Source organism: Pseudomonas sp. LBUM1640, assembly GCF_059716225.1.
In genome coordinates this window covers 307,933-325,508 of record NZ_CP166816.1, presented here as the reverse complement: position 1 = coordinate 325,508, position 17,576 = coordinate 307,933, and the positions used below count along the sequence as shown (strand labels likewise).

15 protein-coding genes are annotated in these 17,576 nt (G+C 61.8%); 9 read left to right on the top strand and 6 right to left on the bottom strand.

All coding sequences use genetic code 11. The annotated features are described in order from the left end of the window. Positions 1 to 2: 2 nt before the first annotated feature. From ACA065_RS01380 to ACA065_RS01370, 3 genes are all read right to left on the bottom strand, one after another. Positions 3 to 218, bottom strand: a complete 216-nt coding sequence (locus ACA065_RS01380; protein WP_497693007.1) for a hypothetical protein — start codon at positions 216 to 218, stop codon at positions 3 to 5. A gap of 234 nt (positions 219 to 452) precedes the next feature. Beyond that, entirely contained in the window at positions 453 to 1,559 is a 1,107-nt protein-coding gene (gene aguA / locus ACA065_RS01375; protein WP_497693006.1) for an agmatine deiminase, read from the bottom strand. 122 nt (positions 1,560 to 1,681) lie between these two features. After that, entirely contained in the window at positions 1,682 to 4,585 is a 2,904-nt protein-coding gene (locus tag ACA065_RS01370; RefSeq protein ID WP_497693005.1) for an aminotransferase, read from the bottom strand. Positions 4,586 to 4,737: 152 nt separating this feature from the next. On the opposite strand from ACA065_RS01370, the gene rfbB reads away from it, so the two are divergent. Genes rfbB through ACA065_RS01350 form a run of 4 tightly spaced genes read left to right on the top strand, consistent with a single transcriptional unit; the run spans position 4,738 to position 9,531 of the window. Then, positions 4,738 to 5,820 carry a dTDP-glucose 4,6-dehydratase gene (gene rfbB, locus ACA065_RS01365; RefSeq protein WP_497693004.1) on the top strand — a complete coding sequence of 361 codons (1,083 nt, stop codon included), beginning with the start codon at positions 4,738 to 4,740 and terminating at the stop codon, positions 5,818 to 5,820. 38 nt (positions 5,821 to 5,858) lie between these two features. After that, positions 5,859 to 7,667: a sensor histidine kinase gene (locus ACA065_RS01360; protein ID WP_497693003.1), complete on the top strand. Its 1,809-nt coding sequence runs from the start codon at positions 5,859 to 5,861 to the stop codon at positions 7,665 to 7,667. Further along, the gene (locus ACA065_RS01355) at positions 7,664 to 9,049 is read left to right on the top strand and encodes a sigma-54-dependent transcriptional regulator (RefSeq protein ID WP_497693002.1); all 1,386 of its coding nucleotides are present in this window, start codon (positions 7,664 to 7,666) and stop codon (positions 9,047 to 9,049) included. The genes ACA065_RS01360 and ACA065_RS01355 overlap by 4 nt, the downstream gene beginning before the upstream one ends. Before the next feature lie 26 nt (positions 9,050 to 9,075). Continuing rightward, positions 9,076 to 9,531 carry a YiiD C-terminal domain-containing protein gene (locus ACA065_RS01350; RefSeq protein ID WP_497693001.1) on the top strand — a complete coding sequence of 152 codons (456 nt, stop codon included), beginning with the start codon at positions 9,076 to 9,078 and terminating at the stop codon, positions 9,529 to 9,531. Positions 9,532 to 9,671: 140 nt separating this feature from the next. On the opposite strand, the gene cysQ is transcribed toward ACA065_RS01350, so the two are convergent. Together cysQ and nudE are read right to left on the bottom strand one after the other, a co-directional pair. Beyond that, positions 9,672 to 10,508: a 3'(2'),5'-bisphosphate nucleotidase CysQ gene (gene cysQ, locus ACA065_RS01345; RefSeq protein ID WP_497693000.1), complete on the bottom strand. Its 837-nt coding sequence runs from the start codon at positions 10,506 to 10,508 to the stop codon at positions 9,672 to 9,674. Then, the gene (nudE, locus tag ACA065_RS01340) at positions 10,505 to 11,071 is read right to left on the bottom strand and encodes an ADP compounds hydrolase NudE (RefSeq protein ID WP_497692999.1); all 567 of its coding nucleotides are present in this window, start codon (positions 11,069 to 11,071) and stop codon (positions 10,505 to 10,507) included. The genes cysQ and nudE overlap by 4 nt, the downstream gene beginning before the upstream one ends. 87 nt (positions 11,072 to 11,158) lie before the next feature. On the opposite strand from nudE, the gene yrfG reads away from it, so the two are divergent. Then, positions 11,159 to 11,821, top strand: a complete 663-nt coding sequence (gene yrfG, locus ACA065_RS01335) for a GMP/IMP nucleotidase (RefSeq protein WP_497692998.1) — start codon at positions 11,159 to 11,161, stop codon at positions 11,819 to 11,821. 123 nt (positions 11,822 to 11,944) lie between these two features. Here the strand turns inward: yrfG and lysM are convergent, their stop codons facing one another. After that, entirely contained in the window at positions 11,945 to 12,385 is a 441-nt protein-coding gene (gene lysM, locus ACA065_RS01330; RefSeq protein ID WP_159953677.1) for a peptidoglycan-binding protein LysM, read from the bottom strand. 130 nt (positions 12,386 to 12,515) lie between these two features. On the opposite strand from lysM, the gene ACA065_RS01325 reads away from it, so the two are divergent. The 4 genes from ACA065_RS01325 (at position 12,516) to ACA065_RS01310 (ending at position 17,490) form a co-directional block, all read left to right on the top strand. Then, complete coding sequence (locus tag ACA065_RS01325) at positions 12,516 to 13,403, top strand: LysR family transcriptional regulator (protein WP_497692997.1); 888 nt, start codon at positions 12,516 to 12,518, stop codon at positions 13,401 to 13,403. Positions 13,404 to 13,500: 97 nt separating this feature from the next. Next, positions 13,501 to 14,340 carry a formate dehydrogenase accessory sulfurtransferase FdhD gene (gene fdhD, locus ACA065_RS01320; RefSeq protein WP_497692996.1) on the top strand — a complete coding sequence of 280 codons (840 nt, stop codon included), beginning with the start codon at positions 13,501 to 13,503 and terminating at the stop codon, positions 14,338 to 14,340. Continuing rightward, positions 14,337 to 16,685, top strand: coding sequence for an FdhF/YdeP family oxidoreductase (locus tag ACA065_RS01315; protein ID WP_497692995.1), 2,349 nt, complete (start codon positions 14,337 to 14,339; stop codon positions 16,683 to 16,685). The genes fdhD and ACA065_RS01315 overlap by 4 nt, the downstream gene beginning before the upstream one ends. 325 nt (positions 16,686 to 17,010) lie before the next feature. Beyond that, the gene (locus tag ACA065_RS01310) at positions 17,011 to 17,490 is read left to right on the top strand and encodes a glycine zipper domain-containing protein (protein ID WP_012721700.1); all 480 of its coding nucleotides are present in this window, start codon (positions 17,011 to 17,013) and stop codon (positions 17,488 to 17,490) included. The last annotated feature ends 86 nt before the right edge of the window (positions 17,491 to 17,576 follow it).

Sequence of the window (17,576 nt, the reverse complement as noted above, 5' to 3'; positions counted from 1 at the left end):
CTTCAGCTTTGCATCAGCTCACACAACGCGCGCACTTCATCCTCACTGAACAACCCCACCGGGTAACGTTCACTCATCACACTGCGCAAGTCAGGCGGTTGCCTCACCTGTCGCGAGCCGTTTGCCTTCAACCAGAGCGCCAGCGCATGGATCGCATCACCGTTAACCCGCGTGGGGTGGAGCGGGCGCGTGTAGATCAGGTTGATATCGGCATTCATTTCAGCGCTCTCTCCTACTGCGTGAGCGGCTAACTTACTCAAGGTTTGTGACAGAACTGTGCAGTCATCACCCTGAGTGGCTGTGACAACACCGATACAAGAGCTATGCCAATCTCCCCTGTTTATAGGCATATGGACACAAAAAAGCCCGCGACCGTGCTGGGCCGCGGGCTTGCTGTGGGCGCTACGAACAGGTAGCACGCAGGTATCGCTCAGACGCTGTTACAACTGCACTCAGTTTTTGTGCGGGGCCGGCTGCTGTTGAGTCAGGCAATGGATATTGCCGCCGCCCAGTAACAGTTCCCGCCCTGGCACCATCACCACTTCGTGCTGCGGGAACAGGTTCTGCAGGATTGCCTTGGCCTGGCTGTCCAGCGGGTCGCCGAAGCTCGGTGCAATGATGCCGCCGTTGACGATCAGGAAATTAACGTAGGAACCGGCCAGACGCACGGTCGGGTTACGTTCCTGGCTGCCGTCCACCGGGTCGACACCGGCGCACTCTTCCTCGGTAGCGTACAGCGGCCCCGGGATCGGCATTTTATGCACCGTAAACGCGCGGCCCTGGGCGTCGGTGCTGCTTTGCAGCACGTCCATGGCAGCATGGCAGCGCGCAAAGTTGGGGTCTTGCGGGTCATCGGTCCAGGCCAGCAACACTTCACCTGGGCGCACGTAGCAGCAGAAGTTATCCACATGGCCGTCGGTTTCATCGTTGAACAGGCCGTCCGGCAGCCAGATGATCTTATCCACAGCCAGGTTGGCGCTGAGCACCGCTTCGATGGCCGCGCGATCCAGGTGCGGGTTGCGATTGCGGTTCAACAGGCATTCTTCGGTGGTGATCAGCGTGCCTTCGCCGTCGACATGGATCGAACCGCCTTCGAGCACAAAACCTTCGGTGCGGTAACGCGGGGCGCGCTCGATTTCGAGGATCTTGCCGCCCACCTGCGAGTCGCGGTTCCACGGCGCGTACAGCCCACCGTCAAAACCGCCCCAGGCGTTGAAATCCCAGTTCACGCCGCGCACTTCACCGCTGTTGTTGATCACGAAGGTTGGGCCGGTGTCGCGCACCCAGGCGTCGTCGTTGGACATTTCCACCACACGGATATTGGGCACGTCCAAACGCGCACGCGCGTTTTCGTACTGCCCGGCGGACACACCGACCGTCACCGGCTCAAACCGCGCAATGGCCTTGGCCACCGCCACGTGGGCGGCCTGCGCCGGCTTACCACCCAGGCGCCAGTTGTCTGGACGCTCGGGCCAGATCATCCAGGTTTGCGTTTGTGGCGCCCATTCGGCGGGCATGTAGAAGCCATCGGCGCGAGGTGTGCTGTGCAGGGTGGTCATGGCGTGCAGGACTCCGAATGGGGGTGAAGGCCGACTTTATAACGGATAAAAATCGGCTTTAAAAGCGCTAAAAGATCATGAATTACAAACATTACAGTTAATAGCCGATAACAATCGACTACTCACAGGTGCTCATCCAGCACCTTCGACAGCATGTCGACAAAGAAATCCACACTGCGTCTGGAGGTAACCATCGGCGGCTTGATCTTCAGGATGTTGAGGTAATCGCCAGTCGGCTGCATGAAAATCCCCAGCTCCCGCAGGCGATCACACAACAGCGCGGTTTCTTCTGTGGCGGGCTCCAAGGTCTGCCGGTCACGTACCAACTCCAGGCCCAAATAAAACCCGGAACCATGCACAGCGCCGACCAACGGGTGACGATCAATCAGCGCTTCCAGGCGCGCCTTGAAATGCCCGCCCACTACTTGAGCGTTTTCCCACAGTTTTTCTTCCGCCATCACATCCAGCACGGCCATGCCAATGCGGCAACTGACCGGGCTGCCGCCTGAAGACGAGAAGAAATACCCCTCGGCCTCCAGCGCCTCGGCGATTTCGCGCCGAGTAATCACCGCGCCGAGCGGCTGGCCGTTACCCATGCCTTTGGCCATGGTGATGATGTCCGGCACCACACCTTGCTCTTCAAAACCCCAGAAAAAATGCCCCATACGGCCATAACCCACCTGCACTTCATCGGCGATGCACACGCCGCCCTGGGCGCGCACCAACCCGTAAACCTGCTGCAAATAGCCCGGTGGCAGGGAGATCCCTCCGGCGTTGCCATACACCGGCTCGCAAATGAAACCCGCCAACTGGCGTTTACTCGCGGCAATTTTCGCCAAGTTGTGTTCCACACTTCGCACGTAGTCCGGCGCACTGTCCTGCCCACGAAACTCGCCGCGGTAGGTATTCGGCGCGGTGACCGGGTGCACCCACTCCGGGCGGCTGCTCAGTGCCTGCGGGTTATCGGCAATCGAGGTGGACACCGCATCCGCCGCCACCGACCACCCGTGGTAGGCCTCCAGCACGCTGAGCATGTCGCGCCCGCCGCTATAGGCCCAGGCCAGACGGATCGCCAGGTCATTGGCCTCGGTGCCGCTGTTGACCAGGAACACCCGGTCCATGCCGTCCGGCGCCAGCGCCAGCAAACGCTCGGAGAACTCGGCAATCGCCGCGTAGTGAAAGCGCGAATTGGTGTTGAGCAGCGACCATTGCCGCGCCGCCACCGCCGCCATGCGCGGGTGGCCGTGGCCCAGCACCGCGACGTTATTGAGCATGTCCAGGTAGGAACGGCCCTGCATGTCGATCAGGTGGTTGCGCCAGCCGCGCTCGATGCGCGGCGGGTCAACGTAATAGTGCTTCTGTGAGCGGGCGAAACTGGCATCGCGTCGAGCCAGCAGGGCCTCGGGGTCCATCTCGGGCTCCGCATCACAGGCCAGCCCCAGCAAGGTAGCGGGCGATGGGCAGAGCGCCTGCCATGCCTGCGCTCTGGTCGGTGTGCAGAACAGCGGCGGCTCAAGGTCGGCGCGGCACAGCTGCACGGTGAGTGGCGCATGCACCTCGCCGAGGATTTGCCCCTTCACCAGCATTGCGCCCGGCTTCAACGCCGTGGTTACACCCCATAAACGCAGGCTCAACTGGGCGTCGTGCACGCACAGCACACCGTCGGCGCCCTGGCGCAATGTGCCCCCAAAGGGCGCTTCCAACACGGTGCCGTGGGGCAAATGCAACGCCACGTGCAGGGGGAATGTGTCGGGCTCCACGGCACTGTCGGCACAGGTACGTGACAGCCGATATTGACCATACCGGCTGGCCGCCAACCCATGCACCGCCGCTGCTTCATCCAGCAGGCGCCGGTCTATGCCAGGCTGCTGCCAATTGCCGGCCTCGAAATGCGGGCTGAGCACGCCCAAGTCGATCAGCGCAAACTCACGCCCCACCAGGCCTGGCAATAAAGGCGCGAAATCCTCACTGGCAATCGGCGACAGGCTCTCACCGACGCAGCGCAGAATCGCCGCGTCCATCAACTCAAACGGCACCGAGGTCGCCACATGGAAGATTTCCCACTCGTGCTCGGCGTTTTTCAATAAGTAGCTGTTATCCGGGTCCAGCCGTTGTTGTTGCTCGCTGCTGAGCACCAACACCGCCGCGCGGGCGACGATCAGCGGCCACAGCGCTTGCAGTTCGTTGCGTTGCAACGGTGTTACCGCGTGAAAGGCCTGGATCGCCGGCAATATGGCAAAGGGGTCGCCGTCAGCATGGTGCAACAGCGCCGCGCAGGTCACCGACAGGTCGGCAATGCGCCAGGTGTGCACCAGATCGCCGAAATCAATCACCCCCTGAACCTGCCAATGCCGCTGGGCATCGCGCTGCCAAACCACATTGTCATCGGTGATGTCCATGTGCACGGCTTGCCACGGCAGGTGCTCGGCCAAAGGCCGAATGCGCGCGTCGACGTGCTTGGCCACGCGCTCGATGGCGTCGCGATGGGGCAGGTTCTCCAGGGTGGCCAGCAAGTGCGTGATCAGTTCGTGAGCGTGGCGCGCGTCCCATTGCAGCGTGCGGTCAAGGCCCGGGTGCTCAAAACGCGCGAGTGCGTGGCTGACTTGCCCGCACAGCTCACCAAAGCCTGCGATTACCTCGCGCCCCAGGTGAGGCAGCTGGGTGAGGGGATGGCCGTCGATGTAGTCCAGCACCCGCAGGTGTAACACTTGATGGTCGACGGTGACCGTCAGCAGCTCTTCCCCGTTAAGTGCGCGGATCACCTTGGGCACGCGCACGTGTGTCTGCAGGTCATTAAGGGCCGCGTGCTGGGCCTGCAACTCAACGGCTGCGTAGTCACCCCGGCAGATTTTCAGCACAAACCGGCCGCGCTCGCTGTCGACTCGGTAGTTGAGGTCCTGCTGGCTGCCCAGCGACAGCAGTGCGCCCGTCAGACCGTAATGTTGCTCGAGTAGTTGCGCAGCTTGAGCCGCACTCACCTGTGGGCAAGGCAAACTGGCACGATGTATCAACGTGGCGAGCAACATGGTGGCGACCTCTGCTTTTTCAGGCGTCTATATCGCCATTGTTCAGGGGCGTTAATCAACCCCTCACGCATCCCACGCTTGCACCGGCCCACTTCACAACTCAAGCTATGCTTCATTCGCCCAGTGTCCGTCTAAGGAAAAGGCCCCTCGACATGCGCATTCTCATCACCGGTGGTGCCGGGTTTATCGGCTCTGCCCTGATCCGCCACCTGATCCAACACACCGAGCACGAAGTGCTCAACCTGGACAAACTCACCTACGCCGGCAACTTGGAGTCGCTGACCAGCATCGCGTCCAACAGCCGCTATGAGTTCGTGCAGGCCGATATCATCGACCAGGCCACCGTCAGCGCCGTGCTCGCGCGCTTTGAGCCGCAGGCGATCATGCACCTGGCCGCCGAGTCGCATGTCGACCGCTCCATTGACGGCCCGTCGGATTTTATCCAGACCAACATCGTCGGCACCTACAGCCTGCTGGAAGCCGCCCGCGCTTATTGGCAGAAGCTCGACGAGCCGGCCAAGAGCGCATTCCGCTTCCACCACATCTCTACCGATGAGGTCTACGGCGACCTCCACGGCGTGGACGACCTGTTCACCGAAACCACACCCTACGCGCCCAGCTCGCCGTATTCGGCCAGCAAGGCAGCGTCCGACCACCTGGTGCGCGCCTGGCAGCGCACCTATGGCCTGCCAGTGCTGTTGACCAACTGCTCGAACAACTACGGGCCGTTCCACTTCCCCGAAAAACTGATCCCGCTGGTCATCCTCAACGCCCTCGCGGGCAAGCCCCTGCCGGTCTACGGTGATGGTTTGCAGGTACGCGACTGGCTGTTCGTCGAAGACCACGCCCGCGCGCTGTTGAAAGTAGTCACCGAGGGTGTGGTGGGCGAGACCTACAACATCGGCGGCCACAACGAGCAGAAGAACATCGACGTGGTGCGCGGCATTTGTGGCCTGCTGGAAGAACTGGCGCCACAACGCCCGGCCAGCGTTGCAAAATTCACCGACCTGATCACCTTCGTCAAGGACCGCCCGGGCCACGACCAGCGCTACGCGATCGATGCGAGCAAGATCGAGCGCGAACTCGGCTGGGTGCCGGAAGAAACCTTCGAAACCGGCCTGCGCAAAACCGTGCAGTGGTATCTCGATAACCTCGACTGGTGCCGCAGGGTCCAGGACGGCAGCTATCAAGGTGAACGCTTGGGCAACACCGAGCCCAAGGACCTGATCGCCTAATCAGGCATAATGCGCCTGTCCCCACAGGCGCATCCCCCATGACTCCACCCCTTCCGCGAAGACCCCGCTGGCGCAGCCTCGCCCTGTTGGCGTTGTGCCTGGCACCGCTGCTGTGGCCGCTGGAGCACCTGGCCGAGCGCTATTACCGCAGCGAACTGGCCGGGCAAAACCGCCAGACCCTCGACCTGTACGTCGCCAACCTGCTCGGCACATTGCACCGCTATGAAGTGCTGCCGCAGATTCTCGGTGACTTGCCGGCCCTGCGTACCGCGCTGGATGCGCCCCATGTCAGCACTAACCTGACCAACGCCAACCTGCTGCTCAAGGACGTCGCCGCCCAGGCCGGGGTGGAAGTGATGTACCTGATGGACACCACCGGCAAGACCCTCGCCGCGTCCAACTGGGACAAACAAGACAGCTTTGTCGGGCGCAATTTCTCCTTCCGCCCCTACTTCAGCGAAGCCATGGCCGGCCGCCTGGGGCGGTTTTTCGGCCTGGGCACCACCTCAGCCAAGCGCGGCTACTTCTTCGCGGCTGCTGTGCGTGACGGTGACAAAATCATTGGCGTGCTAGTGGTCAAGGTCGACCTGGACCACACCGAAAGCCTGTGGGGTAACACGCCGGAACAACTGCTGGTGACCGACCACAACGGCGTGGTGATCCTCACCTCGCGCCCACAATGGCGATTCCGCGCCACCCGGCCGCTGACTGCTGAAGAACGCCAGGCGATCATCGCCATCCAGCCCTACCCGACGCGCGATCCACAGCCGCTGGCACTTAGCACCACGGCCTGGCTGCGCCAATCCACGGCCATCGCCGAAACCGGCTGGAACGTAGAAATTCTCGCGCCACGCTCGCTGATCAACCGCCCGGTACGCACCGTGGTAGCCGTGGGCGGCGCCACGTTGCTGGTGCTGATGTTGCTGCTGGGCTTGATGATGCAGCGCCGTCGACATTACCTGGAGCGCATCGCCTTCGAAGCCAAGGCGCGCCGTGAACTGGAAGCGCGCGTGGTCGAGCGCACCAGTGACTTGGAAGGCCTTAACCGGCGCCTGAAACAGGAAGTATTGGAGCGCGAGCACGCCCAGCAGGAGTTGGTCCGCGCCCAGGATGACCTGGTGCAGGCCGGCAAACTGTCCGCGTTAGGCACCATGTCGGCGAGTATCAGCCACGAACTCAACCAGCCCCTTGCGGCGATTCGCAGCTACGCCGAGAACGCCGAGATTCTGCTCGACCATGAGCGCACCAACGACGCGCGCGGTAACCTCAAGTTGATCAGCGAGTTGACTGGGCGCATGGCCTCGATCATCGCGCACTTGCGCGCGTTCGCCCGACGCGACCGTCACGCCCCGGAAAGCGTGGCCCTGCAACCGGCGCTGGATGATGCGCTGGCGTTGCTGGCCAAGCGGCGCCGATCAATGGAAGTCGAGCTGATCCGTGACCTGCCGGAAGCCACCCTGTGGGTGCAAGCCGGCGAAACCCGCTTGCGCCAGGTACTCGGCAACCTGCTGGCCAACGCCCTCGACGCCCTCACCGAAAAAGGCCCGCCGCGCAAACTGTGGCTGAGTGCCCAAACCACCGAACAAGGCGTCAACCTGTACATTCGCGACAACGGCCCAGGCTTTTGCATGGAAGCCCTGGGCCGCGCCAGCGAGCCGTTCTACACCACCAAGACGCGCACCCAAGGCCTTGGGTTAGGGCTGGCGATTTGTGACACGTTGATGCGTGCCTTTGGCGGCGAACTGCTGTACGCCAACCACAAGGAAGGTGGCGCGCTGTTAACCTTGAAATTGCGTGCCGGCTCGCCGGGCGTCAGTCTGCAACCGTCCGAGGACCGCAGTGTATGAGTATCGATAACGGGATTCAGGTGGTGTTGATCGACGACGATCCACACCTGCGTCAGGCCCTGTGCCAGACCCTGGACCTGGCCGGGCTGAAGGTCCTGACCCTGGGCGAAGCCACCGGCCTCACTGCTCGCCTGTCCCGCGATTGGCCGGGCGTGGTGGTCAGCGACATCCGCATGCCCGGCATGGACGGCCTGGAGCTGCTCGCCGAACTGCACGGCCAGGACCCGGAGCTGCCGGTGTTGTTGATCACCGGCCACGGCGATGTACCGCTGGCGGTGCAAGCGATGCGCGCCGGCGCCTATGACTTCCTCGAAAAACCCTTCGCCAGCGACGCCCTGCTCGACAGCGTGCGCCGCGCCCTGGCCCTGCGCCGGCTGGTGCTGGACAACCGCAGCCTGCGCCTGGCCCTCAGCGACCGCCAGCAATTGAGCACGCGCCTGGTCGGGCACTCGCCGCAAATGCTGCGCCTGCGCGAGCAGATCGGCGCTCTGGCTGCGACCCGTGCCGACGTGCTGATCCTCGGCGAAACCGGTGCCGGCAAAGAAGTGGTGGCCCGCGCGCTGCACGACCTGTCGAGCCGGCGCAGCGGTCCGTTTGTGGCGATCAACGCCGGCGCACTGGCTGAATCGGTGGTCGAAAGCGAGCTGTTCGGCCATGAACCCGGCGCCTTTACCGGCGCGCAGAAACGCCGTATCGGCAAGTTCGAATTCGCCAACGGTGGCACGCTGTTCCTCGATGAAATCGAAAGCATGAGCCTGGATGTGCAGGTCAAGCTGCTGCGCCTGTTGCAGGAGCGCGTGGTGGAACGCCTGGGCGGCAATCAGCTGATCCCGCTGGATATCCGCATCATCGCCGCCACCAAGGAAGACCTGCGTCAGGCTGCCGACCAGGGCCGTTTCCGTGCCGACTTGTATTACCGCCTCAATGTCGCGCCGCTGCGTATTCCGCCGCTGCGCGAGCGCGGTGAAGATGCGCTGATGCTGTTCCAGCACTTTGCCGACGAAGCCAGCAGCCGCCACGGCCTGCCGCTGCACGAGCTGCAACCGGGCCAGCGTGCGTTGCTGTTGCGCCACAGCTGGCCGGGCAATGTGCGCGAACTGCAAAATGCGGCGGAGCGCTTTGCCCTTGGGCTGGAATTGGCCCTGGATGCCACGGCGGACAATCCCGCTGCCGGCGTGCTGACCTCCACCCCCGGCGGCTTGAGCGAACAAGTCGAGCAATTCGAAAAAAGCCTGATTGCCGCCGAACTGACCCGCCCCCACAGCTCGGTGCGCAGCCTCGCCGAAGCCCTGGGTATACCGCGCAAAACCCTGCACGACAAACTGCGCAAGCACGGCCTGAACTTCGCCGACAACGCCAGCCACAGCACTGACGACGAATGACCCCGCCCACCTGCCAAGAGGCCATCATGAGCCGCGACAGCCGTTACCTGGAATCCATCCTTCACCACGACATCCCCCTCACCCGGGAAATGGGCCTTAAGGTGCTCGACTGGCAAAACGGCCAATTGCAGTTGCACCTGCCCTTGCAGGCCAATATCAACCACAAGAGCACCATGTTTGGCGGCAGCCTGTATTGCGGCGCCGTGCTGGCGGGCTGGGGTTGGCTGCATCTGCAATTGCGTGAAGAAGGCATTGAAGATGGGCATATCGTGATTCAGGAAGGGCAGATCAGTTATCCGCTGCCGGTCACGCGGGATGCGACGGTGGTGTGCCAGGCGCCGGAGGAGAAAGTGTGGAAGCGTTTTGTGGCGACGTATAAGCGTTATGGCCGGGCGCGATTGACGCTGGAGACGTGGATTGTGAATGACGGCAGTGAAGAGCGAGCGGTGGCCTTTACGGGCCAGTACGTACTGCACCGCTAGAAACTAACGTCTGTGGGACAGGCTTTTGTGGCGAGGGAGCTTGCTCCCGCTCGGGTGCGTAGCGCCCGTAAGATTTTTGGGGCCGCTGCGCAGCCCAGCGGGAGCAAGCTCCCTCGCCACAAAAAAGCTCGTTCAATGGCTCAAGAACGAGCCAGGGTCAGCAATCGCTCACGCCACGCGGCCTTCGCCGGCAGTGCCAAAAAGAACGGGTTCAATAGTGATGCCCGCGCCGGGTAGCTGAAAGGCTCGCCACTCAACTCCAACACCGCGCCTCCTGCCCCTTCCAATACACCTTGGGCCGCAGCGGTGTCCCACTGCGAAGTCGGTGCCAAACGCGGGTAGCAATCGGCACTGCCCTCGGCCAACAGGCAGAATTTCAGCGAGCTGCCGATATTCGCCAGTTTCAGTTCCCCCAACCCTTCGCTCAGACCGTCGAGCAGGCGCTCCTGCTCCGGGCTGGTATGACGACGGCTGGCCACCACGGTAAAGGCCTCGCCCGCTGCCGGAGTTTGACGCACCTGAATCTGCTTGGGCGCCTCGCTCACATCCGAGCGCCACGCGCCCAGACCCGCGCCACCGAAGTAGCAGCGGCCACTGGTCGGCATCGACACCACACCAAACACCACGCGGCCTTGCTCGATCAGGGCAATATTGACGGTGAACTCTTCACTGCCGCAGATGAATTCCTTGGTGCCATCCAACGGGTCGACCAGCCACCAGCGCTGCCAGCTTGCGCGCACACTCTGGTCGATATCCGCGTCTTCCTCGGACAGCACTGGAATGCTCGGATCGAGCGCGGTAAGGCCCGCCAAAATCAGATGGTGAGCGGCCAGGTCCGCCGCCGTCACCGGCGAATCATCAGCCTTGGAGGTGACCGCCACATTGGCACGCCAATACGGCAGGATCACTTCGCCGGCCTGACGCGCCAGCTCAATCACAGGGGCGATAAACGGGTGGCCTAAAAACAGTTCGCTCATGCGGTAAACGCTCCACGCTGGGTCAACAGATCTCGTACCAAATACAGTGCGGCCAGGGCGCGGCCTTCGCTGAATTGCTCGTTTTGCGCCAATTGCGACAACTCGCGAAGGTTGACCCGCTCCACACGCATCGGTTCAGGCTCGTCCCCTTCCAGGCGCTCTTCGTACAAGTCGGTGGCCAGCACCACCTGGATCTTCTGGCTCATGTAGCCGGGCGACAACGAGAGTTCGGTGATGTGTTCCAACTGCCGCGCGCCATAGCCGGCTTCTTCCTTGAGTTCGCGGTCAGCGGCCGCCAGCACGTCTTCGCCGGGCTCGATCAGCCCCTTGGGCAGCGACAATTCATATTCATCGGTGCCGCCGCAGTACTCTTCCACCAGCAACGCATGCTCTTCATCGATCATCGCCACGATCATCACCGCGCCGTAGCCGGCACCGCGGCCCACCAGGCGCTCGTAGGTGCGTTCAACGCCATTGGAAAAGCGCAATTGCACTTCCTCCACGCGGAACAAACGGCTACTGGCGACTATTTCGCGGGCGAGTACGGTGGGTTTCTGGCGCATAAGCGGCTCCTTGGCGTGATCGGGTTACTATACCGTGGCTTTTCCGATTGTCTGTGTCGGATATCTTTACTTACATGAGAACGCCCCATGCCCTCTTTGAACTGGCACGCCATCGACACCGTCTTGCTGGACATGGACGGCACCCTGCTCGACCTGCATTTCGACAACCACTTCTGGATGGAGCACTTGCCCCAACGCTACGCCGAGTTGCACGGCGTGAGCCGGGCCATGGCCGAGATGGAATTGCAGCCGCTGTTCGAGCGTAACGCCGGGCAGTTGCAATGGTATTGCCTGGACTTCTGGAGCACGGAGCTGAACATTCCGGTGCGTGAACTCAAGCTGGAGACCGCCCACTTGATCGCCCTGCGCCCGGACGCGGATACGTTTCTGGCGGCGATCAAACAGGCCGGCAAGCGCGTGATCCTCATCACCAACGCTCATCGCGACTCGCTGTCTTTGAAGTTGGAACGCATTGAACTGGCGCCGTATTTCGAACGATTGATCAGCTCCCACGACTACGGCTTTCCCAAAGAGAACCCGCAATTCTGGGCAGCCCTGCAAGCCGACATCCACTTCGACCCAGCCCGCAGCCTGTTTATCGATGACACCTTGCCGATCTTGCGCAGTGCTCGGGATTTTGGCGTGGGGCACTTGCTGGCGGTGAAAGAACCGGACAGCAAGAAGGGGCCAAAGGACACGGCGGAGTTTGCAGCGGTTGGAGATTACCGGGATCTTATTGCCGAGCTCTAAAGCCCGTGTGGGAGCCGGGCTTGCCCGCGATGCTGGCGCCTCGATTTATCATTAAACCGAGGTGATGCTATCGCAGGCAAGCCAGCTCCCACACAAGCCCGCTCCCACAGTTGGGCCTGCGTGTTACTCAGGAATACGCAGTGTTTGCCCTGGGTAAATTTTGTTCACATCTTTAAGCAGCGGCTTGTTGGCCTCGAAGATTTTGTTGTACTGATTGGCGTTGCCGTACACCGCCAGGGAAATCGCGCTGAGGGTATCGCCCTTTTTCACCACTACAAAACGGGCGGCAGCCACGGCTGGACCAGTCACGGTGATCTGGTCTTCTACACTGCCAACACCGGCAATATTGCCCGCAGCCAGGATGATTTTCTCTTTCTCTTCCTGGGTGGCAACTTCACCTTTGACGGTGACCTTGTCGCCATCAACGGTGGCGGTGATATTCGGGTTACCAAGCCCGACAGCGCTGATGTGTTTCTTCAGCTCATCACTTGCGTTGGCATTACCCGGCGTCAACAGGTCAATCAGCTTCTCGCCTGCTTCCTTAACAAAGCTAAAAATACTCATGGTGCACTCTCCTTGGGATTTAAGTTCCAGATGCCCAAGACTAGACCAGTCCTGCGGACTCGGGTTCCAGGCCGACCAAAGACCCAAACGCGCTAGAATCCCTCGCCATTGGAATAAGCCCGGAGCGAAGATGGACATCAAACAGCTGAAATTCCTCATCGCCCTCGACGAGACCCGTCACTTCGGCCAGGCGGCAGCGCGTTGCCACATCACCCAGCCGACCCTGTCGATGCGCCTGCGCAACCTGGAAGAAGAGTTGGACTTGCCGCTGGTCAATCGCGGCCAGCGCTTCGAAGGCTTTACCGCACCGGGCGAACGTGTGTTGGCGTGGGCCCGCACCGTGCTGGCAGCCTATGACGGCTTGCTCGCCGAAGCGGCGGCGTGTCGCGGCAATTTGGTCGGTACGCTGCGCCTGGGCGTGGTGCCGCTGTCGAGCTTCGATCCTTTGGCGCTGATGCAGCAGTTGCATAAAGAACACCCGAGCCTGCGCTTTGAACTCTCGGCATTGAGCTCCGAGCAAATCCTCGAACAGCTGGCGAGCAATCGCCTGGACCTGGGCGTGTCCTACCTGGAGCGTCTGGACAACGACCGCTTCGACTCGCTGGCGCTGAGCGAAACGCGCATGGGCCTGCTCTACGACCAGCGGTTTTTCAGCTTCGGCGACCAACCGTTGAGCTGGGAAGCGCTGATCGAATTGCCCTTGGGCATGCTTACCAGCGGCATGCACTTTCGCCAGTCCATCGACCACAACTTTCACAGCCGTGGGCTCAACCCGCAGCCATTGCTGCAAACCGATGCAGTGCATCAATTGTTACAGGCCGTGCACGGCGGCCTGTGCTGCGCCGTGATGCCACTGGACGGCGGCCTTGATGCCCTGACCGAGCACCTGCGCCTGCAACCCATTGAAGACGCTCACACCCTGGCGCGCCTGGGGTTGATCATGCGCCGCAGTGCCCCGCGCTCGGCGCTGGCGGAAGCCTGTTTCGCGCTGTTTCAGAAATCGCAGCAAGAGTCTTGATCGACGTCATCTATCGGTAGATCAGTACTGGCAATTAGACGCGACGCTTTGTCGCGCCTAGTCTAACCACTGATCAGTCCGCCGGTGGTATTGCCCCATGAACGCCAAGCGCCCAGCCTGCGCGGCGCCCGCCCTCGAAACGCCCGCGCCCGCCGCCAGCCAGAGCTACCAGTTTTGCAATCTTGAGCAAACAGAAGTGGCCAGCACTGCGTTGGCAGAAGAAGTGGCCTTGGCGATTGCCTATAACGACATCAGCCAGGCGGTGATGCTGGTGACGCCGACGGACCTCGAAGACTTCATTGTCGGCTTCAGCATCGGCAGCGGGATTATCGACGACGTTAGCGACATTTATGACCTCAAACTCAGCGGTTCTGGCTCAACTCAGTACGCTCAGGTGCAGATATCAAGCCGCGCTTTCTGGAACCTCAAGCAGCAACGACGCCAGTTGGCAGGCACCAGCGGTTGCGGGTTATGCGGTGTTGAAGCCGTCGAACAAGCCCTACCGAACTTAGAAGTACTCCCCGGCGCGCCTTTGCCGCCCGCCGAATGGCTGAACGGCCTGCGCCAACGCATCAGTGCTTTCCAACCCTTGGGCCAGTACAGCGGCGCGGTGCACGCGGCCGTTTTTATGAACAACCAGGGCGAATTGCTGATGGGCCGCGAAGACATCGGCCGGCATAACGCCCTGGATAAATTGATCGGTGCGCTGATCCGCCAAAAGATTCCGACCGACGGCGGCCTGGCGATTGTTACCAGCCGCTGCAGCCTCGAATTGATCCAGAAAGTCTTGCGCGCGGGCATCCAGACCTTGGTCAGCCTGTCGTCGCCCACCGGCCTGGCCCTGCAATGGGCGCGCCGGCACAACCTCAATCTCATCCACCTGCCGCAGAAAAGTGCGCCGCGGGTCTACAGCCCTGCGATGGAGAACCCGTCATGAGCCAGCACCACCAAGCCGACCAAACCCCGACCCCGCGCTACAAGCCCTACAAAGGCCCGGCTGGCGGCTGGGGCGCGCTGATCAGCGTGGCGCAGGCCTGGCTGACCAGCGACAACGCGCTGAAAAACCTGCGCATGATGCTCAAGACCAACCAGAACGGCGGCTTCGACTGCCCTGGCTGCGCGTGGGGCGACTCGCCGGAAAGCGGCATGGTCAAGTTCTGCGAAAACGGCGCCAAGGCGGTCAACTGGGAAGCCACCAAACGCCGTGTGGATGCGGCATTCTTTGCCAAGCACAGCGTCACCGCGCTGCTGGAGCAAAGCGACTATTGGCTGGAATACCAGGGTCGCCTGACCGAGCCGATGCGCTACGACGCCGAAACCGACCGCTACACGCCCATCAGCTGGGAAGCGGCGTTCGACCTGGTCGGCAAGCACCTCAATGCATTGCCAAGCCCGGACATGGCCGAGTTCTACACCTCGGGCCGGGCCAGCAACGAAGCGGCGTACCTCTATCAGCTGTTTGTGCGCGCCTACGGCACCAACAACTTCCCGGACTGTTCAAACATGTGCCACGAGGCCAGCGGCGTCGCCCTGGCGCAAAGCGTGGGCGTCGGCAAAGGCACCGTGACCTTTGATGATTTTGAACACGCCGATGCAATCTTCGTGTGGGGCCAGAACCCCGGCACCAACCACCCGCGCATGCTCGAACCGCTGCGTGAGGCGGTTAAACGCGGCGCCCAGGTGGTGTGCATCAACCCGTTGAAAGAGCGTGGTTTGGAACGCTTCCAGCACCCGCAACACCCGCTGGAAATGCTCACCAACGGCGACAAGCCAACCAACACCGCCTACTTCCGCCCGGCGCTGGGTGGCGACATGGCCATCCTGCGCGGCATGGCCAAGTTCCTGCTGCTGTGGGAACGCCAGGCCCAGGCCGAAGGCAAAGAAGCCGTGTTCGACCACGACTTCCTCAACGAACACACGGCCAATGTGCTGGATTACCTCGGCCAGATCGACGACACCTCGTGGGATGAAATCGTCTCGCAGTCCGGCCTGCCCCTGGTAGAGATCGAGCAAGCGGCGCGTATGTACGCCAAAGGCAAGAACGTGATCATGTGCTGGGCGATGGGCATCACCCAGCACCGCCACTCGGTGCCGACCATCCAGGAAATCGCCAACCTGATGCTGCTGCGCGGCAATATCGGCCGCCCAGGCGCCGGCTTGTGCCCGGTGCGTGGCCACAGCAACGTGCAGGGCGACCGCACCATGGGCATCAATGAACGCCCACCGGTGGCGTTCCTCGATTCCCTGGAACGGCGTTTTCAGTTCCAGGTGCCGCGCCACAACGGCCACAACGTGGTTGAAGCGATCCACGCCATGCTCGAAGGCCGCTCCAAAGTGTTTATCGGCCTGGGCGGCAACTTCGCCCAAGCCACGCCAGACAGCCCACGCACCTTTGAAGCGCTGCGCAGCTGTGACCTGACCGTGCAGATCAGCACCAAGCTCAACCGCAGCCACCTGATGCACGGCAAAGACGCGCTGATCCTGCCGTGCCTGGGCCGTACCGACATCGACATCCAGGCCGACGGCCCGCAAGCCGTAACCGTGGAAGACTCGTTCAGCATGGTGCACGGCTCCAATGGCCAGCTGCAGCCGCTGTCGAAGCTGATGAAATCCGAGCCTGCGATTCTCGCCGGTATTGCCGCCGCAACCTTGGGCAGTAAACCAGTGGATTGGAACTGGCTGGTGGCCGACTACGCGCGCATTCGCGACCTGATCGCCGACACCATCCCTGGCTTCAAGGACTTCAACGAACGCATCAAACACCCAGGCGGTTTCTACCTGGGCAACTCCGCCGGCGCACGTCGTTGGAACACGCCTTCGGGCCGGGCCAACTTCCGCCCGAACGTGCTGCCCAAAGACTTGATTCATGAACGCACCCACGCCACAGGCCGCGTGCCGGACCTGATCATGCAATCGATGCGTTCCCACGATCAGTACAACACCACTATTTACGGCCTGGACGACCGCTACCGTGGCGTGAAAGGCCAGCGTGATGTGCTGTTCGTCAACGAAGCCGACATCATCCGCCTGGGCTTCAAGCCGGGGCAGAAGGCCGACATCGTGTCGCTGTGGGAGGATGGTCGTGAGCGCCGCGTCAAAGGCTTTACTTTGCTGGCGTTTGATATTCCAGCGGGGCAGGCAGCGGCTTATTACCCGGAAGTGAACCCGCTGGTGCCACTGGAAAGCACCGGGGATGGCAGCCATACGCCGACGTCGAAGTTTGTAGCGATTCGTTTGGAAGCGGCGGGCGACAGTGGCTTGATCATGGCCCGCTCAGCCTGACTTAATCCGGGCTCTTCTTTGCTTGAGCTACCGCTGTCGCGAGCAAGCCCGCTCCCACACTTGAAATGCATTTCAAATGTGGGAGCGGGCTTGCTCGCGAAGAGGCCGGCACAGTCGCCCTCTATTTTTCAGACGCAAAAAAAGGCCGCTTTTGCATAAAAGCGGCCGTTCCGAAGTAGTTAAAGACTCGCAAAAACGACTTAAGTTCCCTATACAAAACAGTAACTTAGAGAGTTGTATACAACTCATACCACTGGTCGGTTTTCGATTGTGACTTTCTCGATACAACCTCAGGATCGCGCCGTCATCCTCTTGAGGTCTCTCTATGAAGTTCTCCTCGATTCTCTTGTTGTCCCTTGGCCTGGTCAGTGGCGCAGCCATGGCCGGTGGCACCACCGAAGCCGGTGTGGGCGGCGCATTGGGCGGGGTTCTAGGTTCAGTTGTAGGCCAGCAGATCGGCGGTAACACCGGTTCGGCCATCGGCGCAGCCTTGGGCGGCGCGGGCGGCAGTGCAGTCGGCGCCGACAAGCGCAGCCGTGGCGAAGCCGCTATTGGCGGCGCACTCGGCGCGGCCGGTGGCAACGTAGTGGGCCGCAGCATGGGCGGCAATACCGGCAGCCTGATCGGCGCAGCCGCCGGCGGTGGCGCGGGCGGTGCGCTGGGCAACTACATGGGCAACAAGAGTGATGACGATGACCGCCGTTATCGCGGGCGGGATAACCGTCGTTATGACCGTGATGATCATCGTGGCCGCGGCCATGCGTATGGGCACCGCAAGAACAAGCACCACTACCGTCATCGGTAAGGTCTAGAGAACACTGCTGGACCCATGTGGGAGCGGGCTTGCTCGCGAATGGGGACTGTCAGCCGACACATAGGTGGCTGACACAC